This is a genomic window from Streptococcus mitis (genome assembly GCF_000960005.1).
Taxonomy (GTDB): Bacteria; Bacillota; Bacilli; order Lactobacillales; family Streptococcaceae; genus Streptococcus; species Streptococcus mitis_CK.
Genome location: NZ_JYGP01000002.1, coordinates 828,494 through 851,444 on the forward strand (window position 1 = coordinate 828,494; position 22,951 = coordinate 851,444).

The window sequence follows — 22,951 nt, forward strand, 5'->3', positions numbered from 1 at the left end:
TAAAAAACCGAGGATTTCCCCGGTTTCAATTTCTTATAGGTAAAGGAATTTGAAGATAGCTACTGCCGCAATTGCTGCTGCAATCGGTGCTACTACTGGTACCCAAGAGTACCACCATTTTGAATCGCCTTTGTGCTCACCAAGAACTGATTTTGGAAGGAAAGCATGAAGGAGACGTGGCCCCAAGTCACGGGCTGGGTTCAAGGCAGGTCCTGTAGGTCCACCAAGTGATGTTACCAAGGCCATAACAAGGAATCCAAGTGCTAAGTGAGCTACTGAAAGTCCTGAAGCAGTATGTGGTGCTACTTGGGCTTTGATTGCTAAATCAGAAAAGTCAACATTTTGACCTGCTTGACTAGCCATTTGTTTCATGTATTGAAGCACTTCAGAACCAAAGAAGTTTTTAGTCATTCCAAGGGCTGCAAAGAAAAGAACAAATGATCCAACAAACTCATTTACAAAACCATTAACAGTTGCTGCAAAACGTGATTCTTTTGTACCATTATCCAAACTTGAAATTGTTGAGAAAGTACCCAAAATGTTGTTTGGATTTTCAGTTTTCAAGTAGTATGGGCGGTGTGTTGCCACAACCAAGGCTTGACCAAAGATAGCACCCAAAACTTGTGCGATGATATAAGGTGCAACTTGTGCCCAAGGGAAAAGACCGCTGATTGCAAGTCCAAGAGTGAAGGCTGGGTTAATGTGGTTTCCAGATACGTTACCAAACATTAATGCTGGGATCATAACCCCCATACCATAACCAACAGCGATAACGATCCAGCCACTTTGGTGACCTTTCGTACCTTTAAGTTCAACGTTGGCAACTGCACCATTTCCAAGAATGATCAAAATAGCAGTTCCCAAAAATTCAGTGGCATATTTAATTGCCCATGTGAAATCCATTTGATAGATTCTCCTTAAAATTTTTTAGACAATCCTTATTCTATCAATTTTTATATCTTTTAGCAACAGGTTTTCTAAAAGAATATATAAGAAAGCGATTTTATTTCTTATAAAAAACAAAAGGATTAAGGAGGTGCATTTCCTTAATCCGAGAGTTCTTATTCTTGACGTTGTCCGAAATCTGCAATCATCTGCTCCATTTCTTGTCGACTCGGAGTCGTCAGCATATAAAGGTAATCTCCTTGAAGTTCTGCGAAGGCCGCTGGCATGATTTTTTTAACCTTGAACTGCTGACTGTATTTGGCAAGCAAATCCTCTTCTGAATAAACATAGTGGGCATTGGAACGGCGAGAAGTAGCCAAACAATACTGAGGTTCAAACTCTGACACTGGGAACTCTTCTCCTGCGACAATCGCCGCATAGCCTCGGTAGAGATCCAAGGAATGAGCAAAGTTATAAACATCAATGGTAAAACCACCTGCAGGACGGTTATTGTACTCAATGGCAATGTAGTCGCCCCCTTCACGGAAGAACTCAATATGGAAGAACCGTTCTTTCATACCAAATTCTTTGACAATTGCCTCACCATATTTACGTAATTTAGGATCCATATCCTTGAGAACGTAATAAGAATTGTCCATCTTGTAAATCATGAGATCAAGCGGTGTATAGGCGTAGTCAAAAGTTGTTGAAAAGACAATCTTTCCATCCTTGTCCACTAGACCATCAAAAGTGCAAATTTCGCTAGAGGTGACAAATTTCTCAAAGAAATAAACAGTTGAATGATCCCACTCAGTCTTGAAGTGATTGATATCGTCTTCTGTTTCAAGCTTAAAGGTTGCGGCTGCTCCCACTCCATTATCAGGTTTGGCAATCATTGGAAGACCGATTTCGTTCACTGCTTGATCAACATCTGCTTCCGTCTTGATAACAGCTCCAGGGACCACAGGGACACCTGCTTTTTTGAAAAGCTTCTTCATTTCAGACTTAAATTTCGTCTTTTTGAGATCCTCTGGTTTGGCACCAAAAACATTGAATTGCTCACGAAGACTTGCGTCCAACTCTAGCCAATATTCATTGTGGGATTCGATGCGATCAATTGGACCATGTTTATAGAAAAGGAAAGCAACTGCTCTCTTGACTTCATCTATATTTTCAAGATTGTCCACACGGAAATATTCGGTTAGGCTATTGCGTAAAGGTTCATCCAATTGCTCGTATGGTTCTTGGCCAATCCCCAAGACTGTGATGCCTTTATTGGCTAGTTCTATGGTAAACTGTTGAAAGTTTTGTGGATAGTAGGGAGAAATAACAAGGTAATTCATAGGTAACTCCTTTTATAAATAGAGATTGCCGAGGAAATAAGGCATTTGTTTGCGCCACCATTCCCAGTCGTGGGCGACATCGTGTCCCCATTCAGCAAACCAGGCTGGAATTTGTTTCTGGTCAAAGGCTTCTTTGAGCTTGTAGAAGGATGGCAAGCCATCTTGTTCCCAGGCACCGAGACCCGTACAAAGCACAATCTCTGCCTGACGATAACGGTCAATAAACCAGCCGTCGTTCTGGTTCCAGATATAATCTACTGGCGAGTTTTGGTAAATGGCATCGTCATTGTAGTAATCGCCGACAAAGAAACGTGCGTCGTAAACACCACTAAGAGCAATCACCTTGGTAAAGACATCTGGATGTTGGAGAAAAAAGTTGAGTGCATGGTAGGCGCCCATCGAGCAACCTGTCGTCATCATCCCATCAAACCAACCTGTCTTATGCTTGATAAAAGGAATAGCCTCTTCAATCACATAACGCTCGTAGACACGGTGCATCTCTGCTTGGTCGTGCCCATTTTTCCAAGTGGCCAACCAGCTCTCACTATCCACACTGGATAGGGTAAAGAACTGAACACGACCTTCCTCAATAAAGGAAGCACAAGCATCAATCATGCCAAAATCATAGTATTCATTGTGACTACCACCTGATGAAGCAAAGACCACAACTGGAATCCCAGCATGACCATAACGGTTAAGGTACATTTCACGGTTAAGATGACCACTCCAGTGGCTAAGGTTTTCAATATGCATTGGATTTCTCCTTTTCTAACTTACCATTTCTCTGCAAAAAATCTCAGACAGTCTGGTAAATTCTCCGACCAAGGGATTTCACTATGTATGGCACCAGACTGAACTTTCAAGACAAGATTATCTAAGTGTACCCCACCAGCTATCAAATCATGGTAATAGCGAAGAGACGAATCGATATAGGCTTGTTTGATATTACCAGCCATCAGGGTCTTGTCCGTATCATCTGCTTCTTCTGTTCCAACATAGATAAAGATACGCTGGTCAGGCGATAGTTTCTTGCGCTCGATATAGCGATTAAAGGCTTCTTGGTGCAGCCAGTTGGCAGATGAAAAGACTCCCAAGCAACCAATTTGGTCTTGGTATTCCAAACCGATAAACTGGGTAATATTGCCGCCTAGTGAGGAGCCAATCATAGCCGTATGCTGTCGATCAGCTTTGGTACGGTAGGTCTCATCGATAAAAGGTTTGACCACCTCCATGACAAACTCGGCATACTCCACACCCTTACCGCCAAACTGCTGCCCTGGAATAGGAGATTCTTGGAACTTCCAAGCCGCATACTCATTCATCCGCCCCATACCATCATTGTCAATGGCAACGACAATCATGCGACTGATATCAGGATTACGCTTAATAGCTGGGATAATCTTCCATGAATGGCCAATGAAAGACTCCTTGCTATAAAAAACATTTTGCCCGTCATGAAAGTAAACAACAGGATAGGAACGATCCGTGTCTTTCTCATAATCTTTAGGTAGAAGAACACGTACACGGCGTTCCTTACCTGTATAAGGAACCTTGAGTTTGTGTTCTTTCATTTTTAAATAAAAGTAGGATTGATTCATTGTCAGAAAACTCTCTATATTCAAAATTTTATTTTATTATATCACATTTATAGAAAAAAAGTTAGTTTTGCTTCCGTTTTTGGAATTAAAAACTAACTTTTTCATTTATTTTTCTAAATTCTTCTGGATTTTCTGATTAGAGAAGATTGTCAATTAAGTCATCCACTTCATCTTTTTCAGCCTGCGGTGTAATCTCAGTAATCATGATTCCAGCCACAGCTCGCTCTACTAATCCTTCAACATCCATACGCGCTTCGTACTGCTCCGCATTCTTAATCTTAGGATTGGTCTTAGGACGATCTGGCGCAAAAATGGTACAACAGTCTTCAAACGGTTGGATTGAAATATCAAAGGTATCGATTGCCTGAGCAATATCAATGATTTCCAACTTATCCATTGTCACAACTGGACGGATGATGGGAGTGTTGGTAACTGCATTGATAGCCTGCATGCTCTCCAAGGTCTGGCTTGCTACTTGACCAAGACTTTCGCCATTGATGATAACTAAACCATTTCGTACCTCACGAATACGATCTGTAATCCGCATCATAAAGCGACGAGTTAGAGTCATCAAGTAAGCTTCTGGCGCTTTGGTCTTAATTTCTTCTTGAATCTCTGTAAAAGGAACCTCGATAAACTGGATATTTCCCCCAAACTTGGTCAATTTACGAGTCAAATCCTGCGCTTTTTTAAGAGCACCAGGACTCGTGTAAGGTGGGCTGGCAAAATGAACCGCCTCGATATCTACCCCACGCTTAAGAGCTAGATAACCTGCAACGGGTGAATCAATACCTCCTGACAACATGAGCATCCCCTTACCAGAAGTACCCACTGGCAAACCACCTGCTCCACGAATGGTTTCATAGGAAAGATAAGCAGCTTCCTCACGAATCTCCACCTGAAGAGTGATATCAGGATTTTTCATCTGGGCTTGAATAGTAGGAATTACGTCGAAAACAGCACCACCAAGGGTTTGGTTAAGTTCACGACTGTCCAATTCAAAGCTATGGTCGCTTCGTCTACTAGAGATTTTAAAGGTCATGCCTTCCTTGTAGATATCCTGCATAATCTCTTGGACAGCAGCCTTAAGCGTTGCAACAGATTTTTCGACCTTATAAACAGGAGAAAAGTTTTGAATCCCGAAGACTTGTTTGAGTGATTCTGCAACTGCTGTGTAATCGGCTCCATTCAGGTAAACGTGGGCACGGTCGCGATCAGCGGTTACCTTAACTTGGGAATAGATGGACAAAACGTCCGAAATGTTATTGCGAAGTTTATTGATGAAACGCATACGATTTTTACCCTTGGTTGACAACTCTCCGTAGCGAATCATAATTTCTGAATACTGCATGAATGCTCCTATCTTACTTTTCTAGTTTGATTGTAAATTAATTTTAACTTGGTCAAAAACTGCTCGACCTGACTCATATCATTTTCAAGGTCTAGGCTTAAACGCACAGCTGACTGGGCCTTATCTTTATCTACTCCCATGGCAATCAGAGTTCCTGCAGGTTTCCCAGCCTTGGACGAACAAGCAGAGGTCGTTGAGATGAAAATATCATAGTCTTCAAAGGCGTGAACGATGACTTCACCACGAACACCCTTGATTCCAAAAGTCAGGATATGAGGTGCAAAGTCTTCCTCATCTGAAAAGACAAAAATATCTGGATAGTCCCGAAGTGCTTGACGAATCACTGCCTTCATCTGCCCAGTCTTGCTAGTAAAGATATCTAGCTTTTCCATAGATAAACGGAGAGCCTTGGCTGTCGCTGCAATTCCTGCCATATTTTCAGTTGTCGAACGGTAATCACGCTCCTGACCACCACCTGTTAAAAGAGGCGTAATCTTCTTGCCATACTTGATAAAGACAAAACCAACACCACGAACTCCGTGGAACTTGTGACCAGAGAAAGTCGCGAAATCCACTCGTTCTGTCAGATACTTTTCAGTCGGAATCTTGGCAAGCGCCTGAACTGCATCAACGTGGAAAGAAATAGTCGGCTTATCTGCCAAGAGTTCTGAAATAGCCTCAATAGGTTGAATCGAGCCAATTTCATTGTTCACAGCCATGACGGAAACGAGGGTCGTATCAGGTCGTATCAAATCTGCTAACGCTTCAACATCCACAAATCCTTTGTTATCAACTGGAGCAAAATCCACTTCAAATCCTTGACTTTTCAACCAGAGGGCTGACTCTTTGACTGCCGGATGTTCAATGGCTGATACAATAATGTGTTTTCCAAACTGAGCCTTTTCAAAGGCCACACCCTTGATGACCCAGTTATCTCCTTCTGTCCCACCAGAAGTAAAGAAGATTTCATCGCTTTTCTTACCGATTAAATCTGCAATCTGTTGGCGAGAAGCATCTAAGATTCGTGTTGCCTGGTCTCCCAAACGATGGAGACTAGATGGATTTCCTAAAATTTTTGAAGCGACCTGCATATAAGTTTCAAGGGCTTCAGGATAGGGCTTGGTCGTCGCCGAATTATCAAAGTAAATCATGTTTTCTCACGCTTTCTAAAATCACTCCTTCTATTGTATCATGAAACGGAGCTTGCGACAAGAAAGGGCAATTCCTCTTTTTTTAAGATTTTTTTAAAGAAATGCGGTATAATAAATTTTAATTAAAGGAGAGAATGTATGTCTAATTATCGTAGAACTTCAAAACCAAAAACAGAACACATCAAAAAAGGCTTCACGGTCTTTCAAAAAACCGTCGCTACTATCGGTAGTATCCTCGGCTTAATTACCGCAAGTATCACGATTATGAACGCCTTGGATAATAACAAAAATACTAAAAAAGAACCTACGACAAGCCAGACGACAACAATTGTCAAAGAAATTCAAAAGGAATCCCCTCAGGAAAACACTAGTCCCAATAAGGAAACTAACACTACCCAAGAAAAAACACAGCAAGAGGAAACACCAAAATCTAGCGTCAAGGAAGAGAAAAGAGAAGAGCAGAAAGCAGCAACTCAGGAATCTACTACTCCTGCTCCAAGTAAACCCACTACTGAAAATGAAAAACAGTCCAATACCCCAACTTCGGAAAATAAAACTAATCAATAATCACTAAAATAGCCTCCTTCCAAACTTGGAAAGAAGCTATTTTTTATTGTTGTAAAACTTTTCGAGGTTTAGTACCTTCAGCTGGACCGATGACACCTGCCATTTCAAGTTCTTCCATGAGGCGGGTCGCACGGTTAAATCCAACTGACAAACGACGCTGAATCATGGATGCGCTGGCTTTCTGTGTCTCGATAACCAAAGCCTTGGCTTCCTCAAAAAGAGGATCTCCACCAGTTTCACCATCTGAAAATTCACCTTCATTTTCAGAAACCTCACCTGGATCAAAACTCTCATCGTAGTCCGCATCAGCCTGAGCCTTGATGAAGTTTACGATGCGTTCAACATCATCATCCGAGATAAAGGAGCCTTGGAGACGAACTGGATGATTTTCATCGATTGGTTTAAAGAGCATATCTCCACGTCCAAGCAGTTTCTCAGCTCCATTTTCATCCAAGATGGTGCGCGAGTCTGTACCTGATGAAACCGCAAATGCGACACGAGATGGGACATTGGCCTTGATCAGACCAGAAATGACGTCAACGGATGGACGCTGGGTTGCAAGAATCATGTGGATACCTGCAGCACGCGCCTTCTGTCCGAGACGAATGATAGCATCTTCCACTTCCTTGCTTGCTACCATCATAAGGTCAGCTAACTCATCCACAATCACGACAATGAGGGGGAGTGGAATCTGCTTGTACTCAGACTGAGCATTGAACTCTTCTACCTTGGCATTAAAGCCTGCAATATTCCGAACTCCCACCTTGGCAAAGAGTTCATAACGATTTTCCATCTCATCCACAACCTTTTGCAGAGCCTTACTGGCCTTGCGTGGATTGGTCACGACTGGAATCAAGAGGTGGGGAATATCATTGTAAACAGACAACTCAACCATCTTAGGGTCCACCATCATAAATTTAACTTGGTCAGGTCTCGCCTTCATGAGGATGCTAGCGATAATGCCGTTAACAGCTACTGACTTCCCTGAACCCGTTGAACCTGCGACTAGCAAGTGGGGCATTTTAGAAAGGTCAAAAGCTCTTGCGGTTCCATTAACAGCCTTCCCTAAAGGAATTTCCAAGAGATTTTCTGCTTTCGTTTGAGATTGTTCCCATAGTTCGCGGAAAGAAACTGTCGCAATCTCAGAGTTGGGCACTTCTATTCCGACTAAGGATTTACCAGGTATTGGAGCCTCAATCCGGACATCCTTGGCCGCCAAAGCTAGAGCAAGGTCATCTGCCAGATTGGAAATGCGGTTGACCCGTACACCCACTGCAGGCTTGACTTCATACTTGGTCACTGATGGTCCAATTTCAGCCCGTTCCACCGTCACCTTGATACCAAAGCTAGCAAAGGTTTCTTCTAGAATTTTGATATTTTCCCGAACGATTTTCTTCTCTTTAGACTGGTCTTTTGGTTTATCTGGGGCAAAGAGTTGTAAGCTTGGAAGTTTGTATTCGAGGGCTTCCTTGGCTGAAAAATCGACCTGAACATCTTCATCATCTGAGCCATCTTCCTGTTCAGGGAATTCAAGTTCAGCTTGAGGCAGGATGATTTCTGGTTCCACCCACTCTTCTTCTGGAACAGGAGGAACGTCAAGCACAACATTATCAGTCAGAATTTCACCTGTTTCCATATCAACAGGAGTCAAATCGAGTAAGGCTTTTTCAGTCTCTTCTTGTTCTAATCTAGCATCTTCCTCAGCCTTTTGACGAGCTTTTTCTTCTTGTTTGACAAAGCGTTCCTCTTTTCGACGCTCATGCCCTTCCCGCCATTTGGCAAAGCCTCTACTGAAGAATTCAGCAATATCGTAAACAGACCAAGGACTGACTAGGAGGGCTCCAGCTAAAATCAAGATAGAACCAATAAAGTAGGTACCGATATTTGAGAAGAGAAAGGCGATTGGCATATAAAGAGCGACCCCAATCAAGCCACCTCCAGCAAAACTGGTTGTTCTAAAGCCAGTTAAATCCGTCACAACCTGAGCCATGGTCCCTTTTAATACCGACTTATCCAAACCATATTTCCAAACTAAGTAGGCTTCAAAAATCAGGAGCAAGCCTGCAAATATAGTGAAAAAGCCAGATAGAAGCCCTTCCTGTTTTCGTATCCACTTGAAAAAGAAGAGGTAGAGCAGGATACCAAATATTGCCAAATAAGCTAGACTACCCACCAGCAAGCGAATTATATTGTAAATGGTTATACCTGCAGCCCCTAATTTAAAGGCTGCGAAAATCAATAACAGCGCGATTCCTAACGAAATCAACATCCGTTGAATCGCTTCTTTTCTTTCGAGTTCTGCTTTAGACGGTCTCCGTCTTGTTTTACTTGTATTCTTGTTTGCCATTCTTCTATTATACCATATTTCACAGGCATTTCGGAAAGAGAAAAAGACTGCACCAAACGGTCCAATCTTTTCATTTTCTATCTAGGTTTTATGCTTGTGGCTTGCGTAGGTAACCATAGACCACACCACTTACAATTGCTCCTACTAAGACAGAAACGAGATAAAGAAGAGCATTTGAAGTAAGGGCAATCACGAAGATTCCTCCGTGTGGCGCCATAAGTTTGATACCAGTAAGACCAACGAGTCCACCTGCTACTGCTGAACCAAGGATGAAACTTGGGATCGCACGAGCTGGGTCAGCGGCACCAAATGGAATCGCTCCCTCAGTAATAAATGACAAGCCCATGATGATGTTTGTCAAACCAGAGTTTCGTTCTTCCTTAGTAAATTTATCTTTAAAGAGAAGAGTTGCGACAAAGATGGCAAGTGGCGGAACCATTCCTCCAGCCATAACTGCTGCCATGGCTACAGAACCTCCTGAAGAAACAGTCGCTGCAAGCGTACCTGTACCAAAGACATAAGCCGCTTTGTTAACTGGCCCACCCATGTCAACAGCCATCATTCCTCCAAGGACGATACCAAGAAGGACAGCTGAACCGCCTCCAAGACCGCCGAGGAAATCATTCATAGCAGTGTTGATTGCTGCCATTGGGATATTCACAGCTAGCATTACAAATCCAGTCAAGATTGTTCCAAGAAGTGGTAAGAGAAGGATTGATTTAGCACCTTCAAGTGAACGAGGAACTTTAACATATTTCTTGACAGCAAGAACCAAAGCACCTGCGATAAATCCACCAACAAGGGCACCTAGGAAACCAGATGAGACACCTGCAAGAGTTGAAGTTGCTTCACCACCTGCGGAATAAGGAATTTTACCAAAGGCAAAACCTTCTTTGGCAATAGCACCAGCCACGAAACCTGCTACCAAACCTGGTTTTTCAGCGATAGAGTAGGCAACATAACCTGCAAAGACTGGAAGCATCAAACCAAAGGCAGCTCCACCAATTTTCATGAACATAGAAGCTAGCTCATGGTAGGAACCAAGATTACCAAGATTTTCATTTGGAACACCCAAAGCACCGTCAATCAAGAAGGCAAGGGCAATCATGATACCACCGCCAATAACAAATGGCAACATTTGCGATACACCACTCATCAAGTGTTTGTAGAAGGCACCACCAAGACTTTGTTTTTCGTTAGAGGCTGTTGTAGCTTTTGTTCCATTAGCAGCACGATAAACTTCAGCATCTCCTGAAAGAGCCAAGTTAATTAACTCTTCTGTTTTACGGATACCATCAGCAACCGGACGATTGATCAATGGTTTGCCATCGAAACGATCCATTTCAACTGCCTTGTCTGCCGCGATGATAACAGCTTTAGCCTTACGAATGTCTTCCGCAGTTAGTTGGTTACCAACACCGCTAGCACCGTTGGTTTCGACCTTAATTCCAACACCCATTTCAGCAGCTACTTTTTGAAGAGCTTCTTGGGCCATGTAAGTGTGGGCAATACCTGTTGTACATGCTGTAACAGCTACGATAAAGTCACCAGAGTTATTGGCAGGTACTTGAACAGGCTCTTCAGTTTTTTCTGAAGCTTGGTCAAAAAGTTCGATAACTTGGTCAGCTGATATTGCTTGACGAAGTTTATCAGCAAAGCCATCTTTCATCAAGTATTGAGACAATTCTGCCAAGGCTGCCAAGTGGGTGTCATTGGCACCTTCTGGAGCTGCAATCATGAAGAATAAATCAGTTGCTTGTCCATCCAAGCTCTCATAGTCAACACCCTTATTTGACTTAGCAAAGAGAACTGTCGCTTCTTTGACAGCAGCGTTTTTGCTGTGAGGCATTGCGATTCCGTCACCCAAACCAGTAGAGGTCAGAGCTTCACGCGCCAAAATTCCTTCTTTAAATGTTTCAAAATCTGTCACATAACCGTGGTCTGTCAAACTTTTAATCATCTCGTCGATGACAGCTGTTTTTTCAGTTGCCTGCAAATCCAGCAACATGACATCTTTTCTCAATAGGTCTTGAATTTTCATCGTTTTTCTACCTCAACTTTTTTATATGTTTCTTTAATAAATTCTGCTGTTGCCAAGTCATCTGAGAAGGTGGTTGCCGTTCCGCAAGCCACTCCCCATTTGAAGCCTTCTACTGCGTCTTTTGATTTGACAAATTCACCTGTGAATCCAGCGACCATAGAATCACCAGCCCCAACTGAATTTTTGACTGTCCCCTTGATTGGTTTAGCAAAGTAAGCTCCCTCAGATGTGACAAGAAGGGCACCATCACCAGCCATAGAGATAATGACGTTTTGAGCTCCTTTAGCTAGGAGTTCTCGAGCGTATTTCTCAATTTCATCTAAACTTTCGAGTTTAATCCCAAAAATCGCTCCAAGTTCATGATTGTTTGGTTTGACCAAAAGTGGCTGGTAGTCCAAACTATCAATCAAAGTCTGTCCTTCAAAATCACAAACGACTTGCGCACCAGTCTTGCGTGTCAAGGCAATCAAATCCTTGTAGATGACATTGCCTAGATTCTTAGCACTTGAACCAGCAAAGACAACTGTATCTTCTGCAGTCAAACTAGATAAAATAGCTTTCAATTCTTCTAGCTGAGCTGGTTCAACATTTGGACCAGTCCCGTTGATTTCTGTCTCTTGGTCTGCTTTGATTTTAACATTGATACGAGTATCTTCTGCCACTTGGACAAAACGTGTCTCGATTTCTTCCTCTGCCAGAGTATCTGTGATAAATTCACCAGTAAAACCTCCGATAAATCCAGTCGCTGTATTTGGAATACCCAAGCGTTTCAAGACACGACTGACATTGATTCCTTTCCCACCAGCAAACTTATCATCACTGTCCATTCGATTGACACTACCGACTTGAACTTGATCCAAACGAACGATATAGTCAATGGATGGATTGAGTGTGACTGTATAAATCATACTTCTATTACCTCCGTTTTCTCCTTAATAGCCTGCAAGAGCTCATGCCCTTGACTTGTGATAACAATAGCTCGTTTGAGTGGTGCTACCTTGGCAAAGCAAGTTTGTCCAATTTTAGACGAATCCACCAAGACATAGGTCTGTTTGGCATTTTCTAAAATAGCACGCTTCACAGCTCCCTCTTCCATATCAGGAGTCGTATAATAACCATCGTCCACACCATTCATCCCGATAAAGGCACGGTCAAAGTGCAATTGGTTAATCTGGTTAAGAGCAACGCCCCCGATACTAGCATCTGTCGCCATCTTGACACTTCCTCCAACCATGACAGTTGGAATCTGCTTTTCAACCAACTGAGCGGCATGGTGAATCGAATTTGTCACAACAGTAATATTCTTATTAACCAATTCATGAATCAAAAAAGCAGTTGTTGTTCCAGCATCGATAAAGATGACATCTTGTTCCTTGATGAGAGAGGCTGCCTTCTGAGCCAGCAACTTCTTTTCTTGAAGGTTTTTGACAGATTTTTCTTGAATGGTTTCTTCTTCCTGCAAGGAATGGGGCAATTCTGCTCCACCATGCACGCGACGAAGCTTGTTTTCCGCTTCCAACTCATCCAAATCTCTTCGAACCGTTGATTCTGACGTTTCTAACAAACTAACTAATTTTTCTAGAGAAACTACATGATGTTGATTTAACTCCTCTAAAATCAGTTGCTTCCGCTCTGTTTTTAACACTGAATCACCTCCTGTTATCGTTTACACTATTCATTCTATCACACTTTCTTTCAAAGTCAAGCGCTTTTTGTCATTTTCTTTCAAAATCTATCATTTTTCTTATTTCCAAAATTTTTATTGCAAGATAAGAGCCTTTATGGTAGACTATTTGAGTAAGTATTGGAAGATTACTCAAGAGGCTTAAGAGGCCGTGTTGGAAACGCGGTAGGCGTGTAACAGCGTGCGTGGGTTCGAATCCCATGTCTTCCGTTTATTTTAAAAAAGATACCCAAGAAATCTTGGGTATCTTTTTTCTTATATGCTTGTTTTATAACTCGGGTGAATTTCTTAGAAAATATCAAATAACAATTTCACATTGAGAATTGTTAAGATAATGGAAACGATATAGCCAAGGATGGTATTCCATTTGGCATTGGTAAATTCTCCCATCAGTGATTTCTTAGAAGTTAGATAAATCAGTGGGAAGATTGAAAATGGAAGAGCAATCGAAAGAAAGACTTGTGAATAAACCAATAACTGATCTAATGTTTTTTCCTGATGACCAAACAGAACCGCTACAATCATGACAGGCAACAAGGCAAAGAGACGAGTTGCCAAACGAATGAACCATTGAGGTAATCTCATATGCAAGAAACCTTCCATAACGATTTGTCCAGTCAAGGTACCCGTAATTGTCGAATTTTGACCACTGGCTAATAAAGCCAAGGCAAACAAGGTTGATAAGGTCGAGCTAGCTATAGCTCCTGCAATAGTAGAATCCTGCAAGGCATTATACATTTGAGAGAAGGCAGAAATCTCAGATGCATGGCCGAAAAAGAGAGCCGCCCCGAGAATTAATAGAAGGGAGTTAACCACAAAGGCCAAGGATAATTGGAGATTTGAATCCCAGGTCATAAAGCGCACGGCTTTTCGAACATCATTCTTGTCCTTGTGATTGATTTTCCGAGTTTGTGACAAGGAAGAATGCAAATAGAGGTTATGGGGCATAACCGTTGCTCCCACGATCCCTAGTGCCAAGGTTAATTGACTTTCATGCCCTGGCAAGGGACTTTCAAATAAGGTTGCATTCGGTAGATAACCCTCAACGATTCCTTGGAAGCTTGGATGTGACAAAGCTACCAGATAGGTAAAAATTGCTAGAATGGTTAAAATCAGTGTTGTCACAATAGCTTCAATCTTCTTAAAGCCAAATTTCATCAGAAGCAATAAGAGAAAAACATCCAACACGGTCAAGAGAATTGCTATCATAATCGGAATCTTAAAGAGAAGATTGAGAGCAATCGCTGAACCTAGAACTTCTGCCAGATCTGTCGCCATCAAGGCTAATTCTAAAATCACCCATAGACTATAACGAAGCCATTTAGGTGAATGATGAGCCGTTGCTTGAGCCAGGTCCATCTGGGTTACAATACCAAGCTTTCCTGCCATCTGCTGAAGTTGCATGGCAATGAGAGATGAAATCAAGATAACAAACAAGAGACTATACTTATAGGAAGCACCACCGACTACACTGGTAATCCAGTTTCCTGGATCCATATAACCAACTGCGACAAGAGCACCCGGACCTAAAAAGGCATTTAAATTTTGCCAGAAATGATTGTTATTTGGAGTATCGATAGATTGATTAATCTCAGAGAGTGACACTTTTTTATGAGAAGACATAGATACTTACCTCTTTCTAAACCTACTTTTTCATTATTTTCTATTAGAGAAAAATAAGATTGACTTTAAACTATTAAAACAATGAAAACTATATGAAAAACATTTAGTTTTTTCATTATTTTTCTTAAGGCACCTTAATATTTTTCTTAAGGCACCTTAATTATAACACAAAAATGAAAACTATATGAAAAACATTTAGTTTTTCATTATTTTTCTTAAGGCACCTTAATTATAACAGAAAATATGATAAAAACTTAAGAAAATTCAGGACTTGATTTAATATTTAGGATACAACAAAATGTTGTATTCTTTTTTTGCAAAAGAATACCAAAGAATAAAATAAAAAACGTTGTAAAAACAACGTTTTAGAAAGATTTACAAAACAATGTAAATTATCAATGGAGCCGGTGGGAGTCGAACCCACGTCCAAACATCTGCTAACATATTTGTCTACAACCATAGGTTATGTATTCGTTTAACAGTCCCTCGACACATAACTCAAGCCTAGAAACCGCGAGTCTATCAATCTCTTATCAAGCCGCTAGACAAGACTTGATCGTATCTCGCTAATAATAAGACCTGTCATTGAACACGAGCAATCCAAATCGGGTCACGCCTGCTGGTTTTTAGGCAGCTAGAGCGTAAGAAGTGTTATTTTTTGCAGTTATATTTAACTGAGCGTTTACGTCGCCACACGAGTCGCAAAATATGCCTCATAATGCCTGTCGAATCCGTAACGACCCCAAAAGACAATAAAACCATTATACCTTATCTAACACAAAAATGCAAAAAGGAAAGCAATTAACTACAAAAGATAGTCTTTCAAAGATTTTGTCAAAACCTGATAACCAGCAACACTAAGGTGCAACCCATCAGTTGTATAATCTTTTTTGAGTTGACCTGCCTGGTCTGTCAAACTATCAAAAACTGGCACAAATTCTACCTGCATATAGGCAGAAGCAAGCTCTTGATAGGCTTGATTCCATTTCTGAATTTTTTCATTCGTGCGGATATAGACTGTCTGCTTGTACTCTTCTCCCTCATTGACTGGCAAAATAGAAAGCAATTTAATCTCAGTCAATGGATAATCGCGAGCAATGGATTGTATGATAGCTTCGAGGTTATTGAGAGCCTCATTCACAGGCACATCTTTTCCGATATCATTTGTCCCAATCAAAAGGACAATTTTATCTACTGCTCCACCGTACAGATGCGCATCTAGATTTTCTAATAACAGCCCTGTCTGATACCCTCGAATGCCTCGATTGACAATCGTCTTCGAAGTCCCAAATAGTTCCTGCAGAGGATAATATTCGACAATGGAATCCCCAATAAAAAGAATGTCTGGCTCTACAACAGAAACCTGATTTAAGTGACGATACTTGGTTTGGATTTTTTCTTGTTCCTTTAGTAACCAATTTTCTAATAACTGTACTGCCACTTCATTCTCCTTTTTCTAACCAGTTTTCCAAGATTTGATAAACTCCTCCTTGGCTATTGGCTGGCGCTAGAGCAGTAGCCACAGCTTTGGCTTTATCATCAGCATTTTCCATCGCATAGGCAATTCCAGCCATTTCAAGCATTTCAACATCATTTTCACTGTCACCAAAAGCCATGATTTGTTGGGAGGTCAAGTCCCAGCGCTTGAGTAATTCTTCCAAGCCCCATGCTTTATGAATTCCAGCTTGAAGGATATCAATGCAACCATAGCCACTCGATACAGCACGAACACGGCCATCAAAGAGGTCATTGATTTCTTCCAAGACCGAACTCAAACGTTCCTCACCAACAACCATACTCATCTTGAGCACACCACCAAAGAGGTCAGAGGTTAATTCGTCCACAAATTGCATCCGTTGGTAGAATTTTTCAATCATTTCTGGAGTCATAAAACTTTCAAGGTCTGTAAAAATCGTACCTTCTTTGACGAAACCACCCTTCATAGACGTTACAACAAACTGATCCTGACACGCTCGACCCTTAAAATGAGCCAAAGCCTTATCGACAATGGCATCATCCCAAGTCTGAGCCTGAATCAGTTCATTGTTTTCAAAAATACGAGCACCGTTTGCAACAACCAGAACCACCCGATCGACCAAGTGCTCCAGTAGTTGCCTCATGCGGTGAATTTCATTCCCAGTCGCAATGACAAAACGAATACCCCTTTGATCCAACTGATCTAAAATCTTTTCCAAACGTGGGAGATCAAGCTGGCCTCTAGCATCCAGCAAGGTCCCATCCATATCTGTTGCAATTACCTTAATCGTCATTTACTTTCCTCTGGATTCAAGCTAGTCCCACTTCAATCCCACATGTTCGTTCATTTCTTTGTAGGCTGTATCAATTCGTTCCTTAGTCGCTTCATCTAACTGGTCACGATGACTACCACCCTCGATAAAATCTTCTAAGATATAAGTTTGGTATAGGAATAGTGGATAACCTTCTGGAGAATAGGTTCCTTTTGGTGTACGGTTTACCCAAGAAGGATGCGCTTTGGCAGTTTCGATTGTCGTCTTACCGGCTTTTTTCTTAACAGTCACATCCATGAGCACGCCACGCTCTGTCCACTTAGCATTCTCTTCATCTTGCATGGTTTCAATTCGTTGATTGGAAATGAAGTTCCCCATTGAATAGATAATGAGTTTCTTGTCCCCATCTTTTTCAACCGTTTCAGATGGTTCAACTACGTGAGGGTGCCCTCCAAAGATAATATCAGCTCCCCAATCGATCATCTTGTGATAAAGAGCCTTTTGTTCTTCAGTTGGTTCCAAGCGATATTCCACACCCATCTGAGGCATGATAATGGTGATATCCGCTTCCTTCTCTGCTCGTTCAATTTCAGCCTTCATCTTGTCTTCATTTAGGTCTGAAAGATAGCGGTTATAGTCTTCTTGAGAAATACTTTGCTCAATTCCATTGAAACCATAGGAATAGGCTAACAGTGCAACCTTGATACCATTCACTTCCTTAATGACCAGCGGAGCTTGATCACGTGACTCATGCGTATACACTCCAATAGGTGTCATTCCTGCCTTCTCAATAGCATCTGCTGTTGAGACCACACCTTCTATTTGTGAATCTAGGATATGGTTATGCGCCAAGTCTAGCACTTGATAACCGGCATCCTTGATAGCATCCATGACTTCTCCAGGTGCATTAAAGAGAGGATAACCTGCCAAATAGTGGTCCTTGTTAACAGTACCTTCAAAATCACCTATAATCAGGTCTGCTTGTTTGAGCCATGGTTTCACATAATCAAAATTTTCATGAAAATCATAGGTCCCATCTTCTTTTAAAGCAGAACGATAGATGGGAATATGATAGAGGAGGTCTCCGTTGGCCATAATTCTAGCAGTTTTTTCCTCTTCCTGATCTTTAGAATTTTGATTCGTCTTATTTGCTTCTTGAGAAATGGCATCCTTTTTTTGACTGGTTAAGGGGATTCCTTGGAAACTTTCAAACAACAAGACAAAGCCCATTGATAAAGCAACTGCTAGCAAGAGTATCGCCACAAATCCCTTATTACTCCACTTGCGATAACTCCTAAAAAAGTTTACAAAACCCCTCATAAAACGAAAAACTGGCCCATGTTTATGTCTATCTTGTCTTCTTTGCATCTTTATTCTCCCTACTTTCTAATGCAAGCCTTTTCTTTTTATTATATCACAGATAAGTAATTCTTTCACAATTGAATCGAACCTAGTAGACATTTTCTATAAAAGCTCGATGCCGTAATGCTTTCAATCCTTGTCATTTTGTGTTATCATGTAGAGGTAATGAAAGGAGAGAAAATGTCTGCAATAGAACGTATTACAAAAGCTGCTCACTTAATTGATATGAACGATATTATCCGCGAGGGGAATCCTACTCTACGCGCGGTTGCTGAGGAAGTCACTTTCCCCTTGTCTGATCAGGAAATCATCCTAGGCGAAAAAATGATGCAATTCCTTAAACATTCCCAAGATCCCGTCATGGCTGAAAAAATGGGGCTCCGCGGTGGTGTTGGACTGGCTGCTCCCCAGTTAGATATCTCAAAACGCATTATCGCTGTTTTGGTGCCAAACATTGTCGAAGAAGGCGAAACTCCTCAGGAAGCTTACGACTTGCAAGCTATTATGTACAATCCAAAAATCGTCTCTCACTCGGTTCAAGACGCTGCTCTTGGAGAAGGAGAAGGTTGCCTCTCTGTTGACCGCAACGTGCCTGGCTATGTAGTCCGCCATGCTCGCGTTACTGTTGACTACTTTGACAAGGATGGGGAAAAACACCGTATCAAACTCAAAGGTTACAACTCCATCGTCGTTCAGCATGAAATTGACCACATCAACGGCATCATGTTTTACGATCGCATCAATGAAAAAGACCCATTTGAAGTTAAAGATGGTTTACTAATTCTAGAATAAAGAAAATCCCGTTGCAAGACGGGGTTTTGTGTTATAATAGAGGCATGAAAACAAATGATATTGTCTATGGCGTCCACGCCGTTACCGAAGCCCTCCTTGCAAACACTGGCAACAAACTCTACCTCCAAGAAGATCTCCGAGGTAAGAATGTTGAGAAAGTCAAGGAACTAGCTACAGAAAAGAAGGTCTCCATTTCTTGGACCTCAAAAAAATCCCTCTCTGAGATGACTGAAGGTGCTGTCCACCAAGGTTTTGTTCTACGAGTGTCCGAATTTGCCTATAGTGAGCTGGACCAAATCCTTGCCAAAACACGCCAAGAAGAAAATCCTTTGCTATTAATTCTGGACGGGTTAACCGACCCTCACAACTTAGGCTCCATCTTAAGAACAGCCGATGCGACCAACGTTTCAGGTGTCATCATTCCCAAACATCGTGCTGTCGGTGTTACTCCTGTCGTTGCCAAAACGGCCACAGGTGCTATTGAGCACGTCCCAATCGCTCGAGTGACCAATCTGAGCCAAACTCTAGACAAACTCAAGGATGAAGGATTCTGGACCTTTGGAACGGATATGAATGGTACTCCTTGCCACAAGTGGAATACAAAAGGGAAAATCGCCCTCATCATCGGAAATGAAGGAAAAGGCATTTCTAGCAACATCAAAAAACAGGTTGATGAAATGATTACCATTCCTATGAATGGACATGTTCAAAGCCTCAATGCCAGTGTTGCTGCAGCCATTCTTATGTACGAAGTTTTTCGAAATAGACTATAAAAAAGTTTCCAGTCATCTGATTGGAAACTTTTTTATGATTATACTCAATGAAAATCGAAGAGCAAACTAGGAAGCTAGCTGTAGACAGCTCAAAGCACTGCTTTGAGGTTGTAGATAAAACTGACGAAGTCAGCTCAAAACACTGTTTTGAGGTTGTGGATAGAACTGACGAAGTCAGTACCCATACCTACGGCAAAGTGAAGCTGACGTGGTTTGAAGAGACTTTCGAAGTGTATTAACTATGTTCTGTGATAAATTTATAGGCTTCTTGACCAGCGATAGCTCCATCTCCAACTGCTGTTGTTACTTGGCGAAGGTCTTTCAAGCGAACATCTCCAACGGCAAAGATACCATCAACTGCAGTTTTCATGTGGTTATCTGTCACAATCCAGCCAGCCTGATCTTGGATATTCAATTCTTTAACAAAATCGCTAAGAGGGTCCAATCCAACATAGATAAAGACGCCACCGAAGGCTTGTTCTGTCACTTGACCTGTTTTCACATTTTCAAATACGACAGATTCTACTCGGTTTTCACCCTTGATTTCCTTGACTACAGAATCCCAGATAAAGCTGATTTTCTCATTCGCAAAGGCGCGGTCTTGTAAAACCTTTTGAGCACGAAGTTGGTCACGACGGTGAACAATGGTAACAGTCTTAGCAAAACGAGTCAAGAAGAGGGCTTCTTCAACAGCTGAATCTCCACCACCAACTACCAACAAATTTTGGTCACGGAAGAAAGCACCATCACACACGGCACAGTAAGAAACACCACGACTGTTCAGTTCTTCTTCTCCAGGCACTCCCAAAGGACGGTGTTTAGAGCCAGTTGCTACGATAACTGTACGTGTTTCATATGTTTGATCATCAGTAATCACTTTCTTAAAATTACCATGGTCTTCTACATTTTCAACATAGCCATAAATGTGCTCAACACCAAGATTTTCAAGCGGTTCAAACATCTTTTCAGCCAATTCTGGCCCACTAATATTAGCGTATCCTGGGTAATTTTCAATATCAGATGTATTATTCATCTGACCACCTGGCAGACCACCTTCAATCAAGGCTACTTTCAGATTGCTTCGAGCAGCATACAAGGCTGCAGTCATCCCTGCAGGTCCAGCACCGATAATAATAGTATCGTACATATAGATTCCTTCTTTCTTGTTGTAACTATCTTTATTCTAACTCTTTCTTGTCAATCAAGCAAGGATTATGCCTTGAAAACAAGAATTAAACTCATAACCGCAAAGGATAATACTGGAATAACCAAGACTCCAATCATAATCATATCATAGAGATGGGCTTGGCGAGCCTTAGCTGTCTTATCAACTCCCGACATGGCTCTCAGTCCAATCCAAATCCCTAAAAAAATCAGGACGAGGATGGTGGTCAAGATCAAACTCTCGAAATATAAAGAAAATAGTTGAAGTAGCATGATTTCTCTCATTTCTATCTTTTTTAAAGAGTAAACTCAGCTAGTCCAGCTAACTGAGTTTTCCTTTATCTATTATATCAAATATAAGTCCGTTTGTAACTAGCAAAGAATTCTTTTGTCCGCTCTTCTTTAGGATGGTGGATAATCTCATCCGGTGTTCCAGATTCGATGATTTTCCCCTTATCTAAGAAGAGAATCTTATCAGCAACTTGGGCTACAAAGGACATATCATGACTAACCAAAATCATGGTTTGACCTGACTTAGCAGCATCTGCAATAGATTTTTCTACTTCACCGACCAATTCTGGGTCAAGAGCTGAAGTTGGTTCGTCTAAGAGCAAGACATCTGGTTTCATAGCGAGAGCACGCGCCAAGGCAACCCGTTGCTTCTGTCCACCTGATAAATGGCGAGGGTAATGGTTTTCACGGTCAGAAAGCCCAACCTTAGCCAACTCTTCCTTGGCAATCTTAGTCGCTTCTTGGTCGGATAATTTCTTGACAACAACCAAGCCTTCTTTCACATTATCAAGTGCTGTTCGGCGTTCAAACAAATTAAACTGTTGGAAAACCATGGACAGCTTACGGCGTAAGGCAAGGATTTCTTCTTGAGTAATCTTAGAAAAATCAACTGAGAAATCATCAATCTGAATAGAGCCACTGTCAGGTGTTTCAAGATAATTGAGACTGCGAAGGAAAGTTGATTTTCCAGCTCCTGAAGAACCAATCAAGGCTACAACTTCCCCTTTTTGAATATCCAAGTTCAGATGATCCAAGACAGTCTGTCCTGAAAAGGATTTGCTTAAATTCGAAATCTTAATCATTAACGAAGGTCTCCTTTCACATCTGTTTGCACGGTATCTGGTGCAGAAATAGCCATTTTTCTCTCGATGAAACGACCGAGGCTTTCAATTCCAATATTGACTACCCAATAAACAAGGGCTACAGAGATGAATCGTTCAAAGTAACGATAATCAGCTCCACCTAGAATCTGAGCTTGGGCAAAGACTTCCACAACACCCGCACTGAAGGCTAGAGAAGTCCCTTTGGTCAAGCCGATTAGGGAATTGATTAAAGTTGGAGTCGCCACAACTGCTGCATTTGGAATAATCACGCGACGATAAACTTGCGCTCGGGTCATCCCCAGACTTCGTGCCGCCTCAATCTCACCAGGATTAACTGAGAGAATCGCTGCACGAATGGTTTCACTGGCATAAGCTGCCTCATTAAAGGCAAAGGCGACAATCGCAAAAGCAGCAGCTGGAATAGCATTGATATTGAGACCAGTTCCCCATTGCTGATTGAGAGCTTTCAAAGCCAAAGGAATTCCGTAGTAGGTCAACATGAGTTGGACCAAAATCGGTGTCCCTTTTAAGAAACTAACAAAGAAGGCCTGCAAGGGATATAAGATCTTGACACGATTGATCTTCACAATGGCGAAAAGAAGTGCCAAAACCAAGCCAAAAAGAGCACCACCAATGGTCAACATAATCGTTGTTGGAAGTTGTTGGACAATTCTCGGAATTCCATCAAAGACCGAACGCAAGCTAAAAAGCTTGCCATCCGGAATCAATTGCATCAAGTTTTGGTACCAATCTGATGCTAAAATCGTTGTAACATTCATAAAAACATCCTCTCCTGATAATGATTCATTCTACCATACTTCTGCCGTCAATGAAATTATTTGCTACGGTCAGATACAGACTTTGTCTACCTACTAGTTTATCATACTTTGAAACAGGGAGGTTATA

The 22,951-nt window shown here is 41.6% G+C and carries 21 protein-coding genes, 1 tRNA gene and 1 other RNA gene; 4 read left to right on the top strand and 19 right to left on the bottom strand.

Annotation, left to right across the window (positions count from 1 at the left end):
- Positions 1–33: 33 nt before the first annotated feature.
- From gla to TZ90_RS05495, 6 genes are all read right to left on the bottom strand, one after another.
- On the bottom strand, positions 34–903 hold the full coding sequence (gene gla, locus TZ90_RS05470; RefSeq protein WP_000348101.1) for an aquaglyceroporin Gla: 870 nt from the start codon (positions 901–903) through the stop codon (positions 34–36).
- A gap of 158 nt (positions 904–1,061) precedes the next feature.
- The gene (locus TZ90_RS05475) at positions 1,062–2,228 is read right to left on the bottom strand and encodes an ATP-grasp domain-containing protein (protein WP_045611893.1); all 1,167 of its coding nucleotides are present in this window, start codon (positions 2,226–2,228) and stop codon (positions 1,062–1,064) included.
- 12 nt (positions 2,229–2,240) lie between these two features.
- Positions 2,241–2,981, bottom strand: coding sequence for an esterase family protein (locus TZ90_RS05480; RefSeq protein WP_045611895.1), 741 nt, complete (start codon positions 2,979–2,981; stop codon positions 2,241–2,243).
- A gap of 20 nt (positions 2,982–3,001) precedes the next feature.
- On the bottom strand, positions 3,002–3,826 hold the full coding sequence (locus tag TZ90_RS05485; protein WP_033685208.1) for an alpha/beta hydrolase: 825 nt from the start codon (positions 3,824–3,826) through the stop codon (positions 3,002–3,004).
- Positions 3,827–3,962: 136 nt separating this feature from the next.
- Entirely contained in the window at positions 3,963–5,177 is a 1,215-nt protein-coding gene (gene thiI, locus TZ90_RS05490; protein WP_045611896.1) for a tRNA uracil 4-sulfurtransferase ThiI, read from the bottom strand.
- 8 nt (positions 5,178–5,185) lie between these two features.
- Positions 5,186–6,328, bottom strand: a complete 1,143-nt coding sequence (locus TZ90_RS05495) for a cysteine desulfurase family protein (protein WP_045611898.1) — start codon at positions 6,326–6,328, stop codon at positions 5,186–5,188.
- A 138-nt stretch (positions 6,329–6,466) separates the two neighbouring features.
- On the opposite strand from TZ90_RS05495, the gene TZ90_RS05500 reads away from it, so the two are divergent.
- A complete protein-coding gene (locus tag TZ90_RS05500) occupies positions 6,467–6,895 on the top strand; it encodes a DUF6556 family protein (RefSeq protein WP_045611899.1) in 429 nt (142 codons plus the stop codon).
- A gap of 43 nt (positions 6,896–6,938) precedes the next feature.
- On the opposite strand, the gene TZ90_RS05505 is transcribed toward TZ90_RS05500, so the two are convergent.
- From TZ90_RS05505 to TZ90_RS05520, 4 genes are all read right to left on the bottom strand, one after another.
- Positions 6,939–9,242, bottom strand: a complete 2,304-nt coding sequence (locus TZ90_RS05505; RefSeq protein WP_080890735.1) for a DNA translocase FtsK — start codon at positions 9,240–9,242, stop codon at positions 6,939–6,941.
- A gap of 88 nt (positions 9,243–9,330) precedes the next feature.
- Positions 9,331–11,283 carry a fructose-specific PTS transporter subunit EIIC gene (locus tag TZ90_RS05510; RefSeq protein ID WP_045611902.1) on the bottom strand — a complete coding sequence of 651 codons (1,953 nt, stop codon included), beginning with the start codon at positions 11,281–11,283 and terminating at the stop codon, positions 9,331–9,333.
- A complete protein-coding gene (gene pfkB, locus TZ90_RS05515; RefSeq protein WP_020903511.1) occupies positions 11,280–12,191 on the bottom strand; it encodes a 1-phosphofructokinase in 912 nt (303 codons plus the stop codon). The genes TZ90_RS05510 and pfkB overlap by 4 nt, the downstream gene beginning before the upstream one ends.
- A complete protein-coding gene (locus TZ90_RS05520; protein WP_000920651.1) occupies positions 12,188–12,928 on the bottom strand; it encodes a DeoR/GlpR family DNA-binding transcription regulator in 741 nt (246 codons plus the stop codon). The genes pfkB and TZ90_RS05520 overlap by 4 nt, the downstream gene beginning before the upstream one ends.
- A 161-nt stretch (positions 12,929–13,089) precedes the next feature.
- Between TZ90_RS05520 and TZ90_RS05525 the strand changes: the two genes are divergently transcribed.
- Positions 13,090–13,177: transfer RNA gene (locus tag TZ90_RS05525), tRNA-Ser, on the top strand.
- A 78-nt stretch (positions 13,178–13,255) separates the two neighbouring features.
- On the opposite strand, the gene TZ90_RS05530 is transcribed toward TZ90_RS05525, so the two are convergent.
- From TZ90_RS05530 to TZ90_RS09940, 5 genes are all read right to left on the bottom strand, one after another.
- The gene (locus tag TZ90_RS05530) at positions 13,256–14,590 is read right to left on the bottom strand and encodes an Nramp family divalent metal transporter (protein ID WP_000094601.1); all 1,335 of its coding nucleotides are present in this window, start codon (positions 14,588–14,590) and stop codon (positions 13,256–13,258) included.
- Between the two features lie 396 nt (positions 14,591–14,986).
- Positions 14,987–15,334: a transfer-messenger RNA gene (gene ssrA / locus TZ90_RS09935) on the bottom strand.
- 61 nt (positions 15,335–15,395) lie between these two features.
- On the bottom strand, positions 15,396–16,031 hold the full coding sequence (locus TZ90_RS05535) for an SGNH/GDSL hydrolase family protein (protein ID WP_000290665.1): 636 nt from the start codon (positions 16,029–16,031) through the stop codon (positions 15,396–15,398).
- 1 nt (position 16,032) lies between these two features.
- Entirely contained in the window at positions 16,033–16,860 is an 828-nt protein-coding gene (locus tag TZ90_RS05540; protein ID WP_000153519.1) for an HAD family hydrolase, read from the bottom strand.
- A 21-nt stretch (positions 16,861–16,881) separates the two neighbouring features.
- Positions 16,882–18,207, bottom strand: a complete 1,326-nt coding sequence (locus TZ90_RS09940; protein WP_080890736.1) for a CapA family protein — start codon at positions 18,205–18,207, stop codon at positions 16,882–16,884.
- A 174-nt stretch (positions 18,208–18,381) separates the two neighbouring features.
- Here TZ90_RS09940 and def point away from each other — a divergent pair, with 174 nt between their 5' ends.
- Together def and rlmB are read left to right on the top strand one after the other, a co-directional pair.
- Complete coding sequence (def, locus tag TZ90_RS05555) at positions 18,382–18,993, top strand: peptide deformylase (protein ID WP_045611905.1); 612 nt, start codon at positions 18,382–18,384, stop codon at positions 18,991–18,993.
- A gap of 44 nt (positions 18,994–19,037) precedes the next feature.
- Positions 19,038–19,766: a 23S rRNA (guanosine(2251)-2'-O)-methyltransferase RlmB gene (rlmB, locus tag TZ90_RS05560; protein ID WP_045611907.1), complete on the top strand. Its 729-nt coding sequence runs from the start codon at positions 19,038–19,040 to the stop codon at positions 19,764–19,766.
- A 235-nt stretch (positions 19,767–20,001) separates the two neighbouring features.
- On the opposite strand, the gene trxB is transcribed toward rlmB, so the two are convergent.
- From trxB to TZ90_RS05585, 4 genes are all read right to left on the bottom strand, one after another.
- Complete coding sequence (gene trxB / locus TZ90_RS05570) at positions 20,002–20,913, bottom strand: thioredoxin-disulfide reductase (RefSeq protein ID WP_038806262.1); 912 nt, start codon at positions 20,911–20,913, stop codon at positions 20,002–20,004.
- A 65-nt stretch (positions 20,914–20,978) separates the two neighbouring features.
- The gene (locus TZ90_RS05575) at positions 20,979–21,203 is read right to left on the bottom strand and encodes a DUF4059 family protein (RefSeq protein WP_038806263.1); all 225 of its coding nucleotides are present in this window, start codon (positions 21,201–21,203) and stop codon (positions 20,979–20,981) included.
- A gap of 77 nt (positions 21,204–21,280) precedes the next feature.
- A complete protein-coding gene (locus tag TZ90_RS05580) occupies positions 21,281–22,024 on the bottom strand; it encodes an amino acid ABC transporter ATP-binding protein (protein ID WP_000590982.1) in 744 nt (247 codons plus the stop codon).
- Positions 22,024–22,824 carry an amino acid ABC transporter permease gene (locus TZ90_RS05585; RefSeq protein WP_001103449.1) on the bottom strand — a complete coding sequence of 267 codons (801 nt, stop codon included), beginning with the start codon at positions 22,822–22,824 and terminating at the stop codon, positions 22,024–22,026. The genes TZ90_RS05580 and TZ90_RS05585 overlap by 1 nt, the downstream gene beginning before the upstream one ends.
- Positions 22,825–22,951: the final 127 nt, after the last annotated feature.

Excerpts from the sequence above, each read along its gene's own strand:
- gla (WP_000348101.1), bottom strand. The coding sequence starts at position 903 with ATGGATTTCACATGGGCAATTAAATATGCCACTGAATTTTTGGGAACT.
- TZ90_RS05475 (WP_045611893.1), bottom strand. The coding sequence starts at position 2,228 with ATGAATTACCTTGTTATTTCTCCCTACTATCCACAAAACTTTCAACAG.
- TZ90_RS05480 (WP_045611895.1), bottom strand. The coding sequence starts at position 2,981 with ATGCATATTGAAAACCTTAGCCACTGGAGTGGTCATCTTAACCGTGAA.
- TZ90_RS05485 (WP_033685208.1), bottom strand. The coding sequence starts at position 3,826 with ATGAATCAATCCTACTTTTATTTAAAAATGAAAGAACACAAACTCAAG.
- thiI (WP_045611896.1), bottom strand. The coding sequence starts at position 5,177 with ATGCAGTATTCAGAAATTATGATTCGCTACGGAGAGTTGTCAACCAAG.
- TZ90_RS05495 (WP_045611898.1), bottom strand. The coding sequence starts at position 6,328 with ATGATTTACTTTGATAATTCGGCGACGACCAAGCCCTATCCTGAAGCC.
- TZ90_RS05500 (WP_045611899.1), top strand. The coding sequence starts at position 6,467 with ATGTCTAATTATCGTAGAACTTCAAAACCAAAAACAGAACACATCAAA.
- TZ90_RS05505 (WP_080890735.1), bottom strand. The coding sequence starts at position 9,242 with ATGGCAAACAAGAATACAAGTAAAACAAGACGGAGACCGTCTAAAGCA.
- TZ90_RS05510 (WP_045611902.1), bottom strand. The coding sequence starts at position 11,283 with ATGAAAATTCAAGACCTATTGAGAAAAGATGTCATGTTGCTGGATTTG.
- pfkB (WP_020903511.1), bottom strand. The coding sequence starts at position 12,191 with ATGATTTATACAGTCACACTCAATCCATCCATTGACTATATCGTTCGT.
- TZ90_RS05530 (WP_000094601.1), bottom strand. The coding sequence starts at position 14,590 with ATGTCTTCTCATAAAAAAGTGTCACTCTCTGAGATTAATCAATCTATC.
- TZ90_RS05540 (WP_000153519.1), bottom strand. The coding sequence starts at position 16,860 with ATGACGATTAAGGTAATTGCAACAGATATGGATGGGACCTTGCTGGAT.
- TZ90_RS09940 (WP_080890736.1), bottom strand. The coding sequence starts at position 18,207 with ATGCAAAGAAGACAAGATAGACATAAACATGGGCCAGTTTTTCGTTTT.
- def (WP_045611905.1), top strand. The coding sequence starts at position 18,382 with ATGTCTGCAATAGAACGTATTACAAAAGCTGCTCACTTAATTGATATG.
- rlmB (WP_045611907.1), top strand. The coding sequence starts at position 19,038 with ATGAAAACAAATGATATTGTCTATGGCGTCCACGCCGTTACCGAAGCC.
- trxB (WP_038806262.1), bottom strand. The coding sequence starts at position 20,913 with ATGTACGATACTATTATTATCGGTGCTGGACCTGCAGGGATGACTGCA.
- TZ90_RS05575 (WP_038806263.1), bottom strand. The coding sequence starts at position 21,203 with ATGCTACTTCAACTATTTTCTTTATATTTCGAGAGTTTGATCTTGACC.
- TZ90_RS05580 (WP_000590982.1), bottom strand. The coding sequence starts at position 22,024 with ATGATTAAGATTTCGAATTTAAGCAAATCCTTTTCAGGACAGACTGTC.
- TZ90_RS05585 (WP_001103449.1), bottom strand. The coding sequence starts at position 22,824 with ATGAATGTTACAACGATTTTAGCATCAGATTGGTACCAAAACTTGATG.